A 4,616-nucleotide genomic window follows, 5' to 3' on the forward strand; every position below is an offset into this window, starting at 1 on the left:
CCAACCGAATCCGTACGGATAGCTGCGGCCGCTGGCCAACGTCGCAGGCCGAAAGATTTCCTGCCAGGACGCCTCGCTCAGAATCTTTCGATTGCGGACACCAACTTCCCATCTCGCATAGTCCTGCGCCGACAGATACAAACCGGAGGAGCCCTGCGCACTCAGCGACTCGGATTCGAATTCCTGATTGAGTAGTTCGCCGCCCGGACCGGGTTGATAACCAGCCGCTCGGTGCGCGATCACGGCGCGAAGGTCAATGGCGCGTGCACTGGTCATGCCGAGCGGATCGAACACGCGCTTCTTTAACAAATCCACATAGGAACGTTCGCCGCTGACCTTCTCCACGACCAGACCAACGAGTTCATAACCGATGTTGCTGTAGAGAAAGCGCTCTGCCGGGGCGTACTTCAACTGGGTCTGGTAATAGAGCTGCAACAGCTGCTCAGTGGTGTAGTCCGTGCGTGGCTCAGCGGCATCCAGGTTGCGATCCAATCCCGAGATGTGATTGAGCATGAGACGCAGCGTGATGGGCTGCCACGCGGCCGGCGCATCCGGCAGATACGTGCGGATCGATTCGTCCAGCCGCAGCTTGCCGTCTTCCACGAGCAGCATCGCCGCGACGGCGGTGAACATCTTGCCGGTGGACGCAGATTGAAACACTGAGTCGGCACGCATCGGCGCCGAGTGTTCCAGGTTGGCGAAACCATAACCCTGCGTGCGCACGATCTCGCCGTTCTTGACGATGCCCAACGCTAGGCCCGGCGTGTTGTAACGCGCGAGCTGTGCTTGCATGTAGTCGTCGATGGCGTCGGCGGACGCCGCCGACGATATGCCTATCAGCGTCAAGCCCAGCAGCAGCCAATGCCCCAGCGAATGTTCGCCCGCCTGCGAGTTCGCGACCTTGGCCAGCAACGCACCCGCGCGTCGTCGCGGCTCTAGCGCGAAGCTCATGAGGCGTCCGCCTGTCGCTTGACCTCGACCCAATAGCTCAACGCGGGGCGCTGACGCACGCTCGCGCCGGCACGGCCCGAAGCGAGCGCCGCGCCATTCAACGTCTCGCCGCGTAAGTGCAGTGACAATCCAACGCTGTACTCGTGCGGACCGAGATCCGGCGTGTCGATACGAATCGGCAATTCGCAGCTGAACTCACCATCTTGAAACTTCGGCTGATTGGCCAGCATCACGAGTTGATCGTCGAGCCGCACATGCACTTCGCCGCTCGGTAGAAAGCGCAACTCAAGCGGTTTATTGCCCTCGGGCGTGCTGAGTTCACCCTGCCAATGTCCCAGCAACTCACGCGGCGTATCGAACTTCACGACCGGCGTCGGCGGCGATGGGTAACCGTAGTCTTTCTCGAGACGCCACTTAGGCAGCAGCTTCATGGCGATTCGATCGGCCACCTGCTCAGTCAACGATGAGCTGTAGTTGCTCAGCACCACGATCACCAAGCCTTCGTCCGGCACCATGCGCAGCTGGGCCGACACACCAGGCAGTCCGCCGGAGTGCGACACCACCCGGTAGCCGTTGCGCTCACCGAGATTGAAACCGAGCCCGTAGTTGCTGGTATGCGCCCTGGCGCGACTGAAGCCTGCTCCGACACGTGCAACCGGGCTATGCATCTCATCGATCCGTGCGTCGCTCATGATCGCCTTCTGGTCGCGCAGATGCGCCTTCAACTGAAACTGACCGAAACGCATCAAATCGTGCGCGCTGGAGAAGACGCCGCCGGCGCCGAGCGTATCTATGGTGAGCGCAGGAATAGGCTGACTGGTACGGGTGAAGTAACGCGCTGCTGTGATCGCTTCCATGCCAGGGCCGGGGCCCACTGTGGTATTCGTCATGCCCAGCGGCAGAAACACTGCGTGGCGCATGTAGTCGGCAAAGCTCAGCCCGGAAACATGCTCGACGATGCTCTCGAGCGTGCCGAAGCCGATGTTCGAGTACACGAAGTGCTCGCCCGGCGGCGTCACGATGTTGCCGTAGCGGAGAATCGCATCCTCGCGCGATAACGGCTTTGTCGGCTCGTCGGCATAAAAGAGATTGTTATGAGTCGGCAGGCCCGAGCTGTGGCTCGCCAGGCGCCGCACGGTGGCGTCCTTCGCATCGCCCACTCGTGCGCGCAACTTGGCCGCGCCGAGATAATTATTCGCGGGAGCATCCAGATCGATCTTGCCTGCCTGCACCAGCGTCATGATGCCGGTTGCCGTCAGCGGCTTGGAGACGGAGGCGATCAGATATGCAGTGTGCGCGGTCGCCGGCATCCGCTTCTCGCGGTCGGCCCAACCGAAGCCCTCTTCCCACACCACCTCGCCGTTGTGAGCCACTGCCACCGTGATCGACGGCACGGAGTATTCGACCAGACCCGAACGAATGAAAGTACGAACGTCGTCGAAGCGATTCGCAGCGCTGGCCGCCAACGAACCGAGTAAACAAAAGGCGAGCGCACCCGCCTGTCGCATGCGAGTCATTGCTTGAATCCCCGGAAAATAAATGCAGACGAACGTGTCACGTGCGAGCGTTCGCACGTGACACGTTCAGCGGGTAGCGCTTACCACTGACCTCGGAGCGAGAGGTTGATGCTACGAGGCGTGCCGAAGATGTTCTGACGAGTCAACGCACCGGTCGGCTGCCAGTACATTTTGTCGGTCAGGTTGTCGCCGTTGAGTGCGACCGCCCAGTTGTCGTTCAACTCGTACTGTACCGAAGCATTCCACAGCGTGATGCCGCCGTACTTGTAGATGCCGTACGAAGACTCGGTCTGCGCGGTGACACCGCCGCTGATGGTGAATGCCGAGAGCTTGCCAGGCAGCTGATAGGTGTTCCAAATCTTGGCCTGATGTTCAGGCGTTCGACCCAACACGCTCGCACCGGTCGGGTTACCGACATAGTCCGTCTTGGTGTAGGTATAGCCGCCGAACACCTGCCAGCCCGGCGCCACCTGCCCGGACATTTCCAAGTCCATGCCTTCGACGGTGATCTCGCCTTGCTGGATGAAGCAGCACTGCGAACCGTCTGCCAAGTTGGTGCTGCCCAGGCCAACGTAGCGAGGATCAGCAACGCCCTGACCATCGCGCGTGAGCTTATAGATGGACGCCGCAGCCGTCACACCCTGGAACACATCGCCCTTGATGCCCACTTCCAGATTGTCACCAACGATCGGCGACAGCTGCGCACCGCCCGGCGGCGGGCCTTCCAACAGATTGCCCTGTGCCTTAAAGGTCTCGCCGTAGCTCACATACGCCGTCCAGCGACTGTTCAACGAGTAGCTCAACGCCGCGCTCGGAATGAACTCCTCTTCGTCGTAGCGCAAATAGGTCACTGCGCCGTTGGTACCGCGGTACGCCTGGTCGTAATCGAACTTGGCAAGGCGTCCGCCGAGAGTCAGCCGCAACGGTTCGAGCAGCTGCAGGCCCACGGTGGCGTAGAAACCCTGCTGGGATCGAGTGCGCTTCGGATAGTAGCCGCTCACGGTGTAAGCAGGTTCGGCCAAGGTGCGCGGGTTGTAGGTGAAGTAGTTGATCGGCACGTTGTCCGCGAAGCTCAGGCCCGGCGTCGCGTAGTCGGTCTGGCCGCCGTTCAACTGAGCGTAGTCAGTGCCGACGGTGTAGCTGTGCGAACGACCGAACAGGTCGAACTTGCCGCTGGCCGACAAATCAGCCAGACGCTGAACGGCGGACATGTCGGAGCGGCCTGCGTAAATGCGCGAACCCAACATCGTGGTGGGATTCACAGCGCCGAAGATGGTCGCGTAGGCCAGCTCGCTGTCCTGCTCGATCTGATTCACATTGAGTCGAATCGTCCCGGTCTCGCCGTAGCGCTGTTCGAGGCGACCAAAAGCTTCCACGGTCTCGAAGTTCCAACGTGCCCACGGCGGCGCGGTGCTATAGGTGCGCGGCAGAGGGAGCGTTGTGCCATTCGTAAAGCGCGGCAGACCGCCCCAAGCCGGGAAGCCTTCGTCATCGCGCTTCTCGTAGTTCATGCCGACGGCCAGCACGGTGCTATCGGTAGCGTCGAACTCCAAGGTACCGAACAGAATCTTTTTCTTGGTGGTGTAGCGATCCTGGTGATAACCACGATCCATATAAGAAGCGACCGCGCGTCCGCGCAGCCGGCCATCGAAGCCCAACGCACCCGTGCCGTCGAGGATCGCGCGGTAATTGTCCCAAGTGCCGCCCGACACACTCATGCGCACCGCTGGCGCCGACTCCGGACGCTTGCGCACCAGGTTGATCACGCCGCCCGGCTCGCCGGCGCCGGAGTACATGCCGTCCACACCACGCAGCATCTCGACGCGTTCGATCGTCGCCGTGTCGGGCGTGTAGAAAAAGCCTAAGTCGCCCGTATAGGCCGGCGCACCGCCGTCGAACTGCAGCGTCTCCAGCTTGATACCGCGGGCGTAGTAGAACGTCTCCAAAGGATTGAACGCACCGACGGTGACGCCGGTGGTCTGAATCAGGACTTCCTGCAACGAAGTGAGGTTCTGCGCTTCGATGCGCTCGCCGGTCACGATGGTCACCGACTTGGGCGTTTCACGCAGCGTGGTGCCGGACTTGGAACCGACGCTGAGCTGATCTTCCAACGTGGCGAACACGTTGACGGTCTCGAGCACGTCGGTG

The 4,616-nt window shown here is 61.4% G+C and carries 3 protein-coding genes; all 3 read right to left on the reverse strand.

Translation table 11 applies throughout. From position 1 onward, the window contains the following. On the reverse strand, nucleotides 1-951 hold a 951-nt coding region (locus tag JNL55_RS25460), incomplete at its 3' end, for a serine hydrolase domain-containing protein (protein ID WP_293860968.1). Continuing rightward, a complete protein-coding gene (locus tag JNL55_RS25465) occupies nucleotides 948-2,468 on the reverse strand; it encodes a serine hydrolase domain-containing protein (protein WP_293860971.1) in 1,521 nt (506 codons plus the stop codon). The genes JNL55_RS25460 and JNL55_RS25465, both read right to left, overlap by 4 nt. Before the next feature lie 80 nt (nucleotides 2,469-2,548). Further along, nucleotides 2,549-4,616: TonB-dependent siderophore receptor (locus JNL55_RS25470; RefSeq protein WP_293860974.1), on the reverse strand; the 2,068-nt coding region annotated here is incomplete at its 5' end.

The organism is Steroidobacter sp. (genome assembly GCF_016790065.1).
In the GTDB taxonomy this organism is placed as follows: domain Bacteria; phylum Pseudomonadota; class Gammaproteobacteria; order Steroidobacterales; family Steroidobacteraceae; genus Steroidobacter.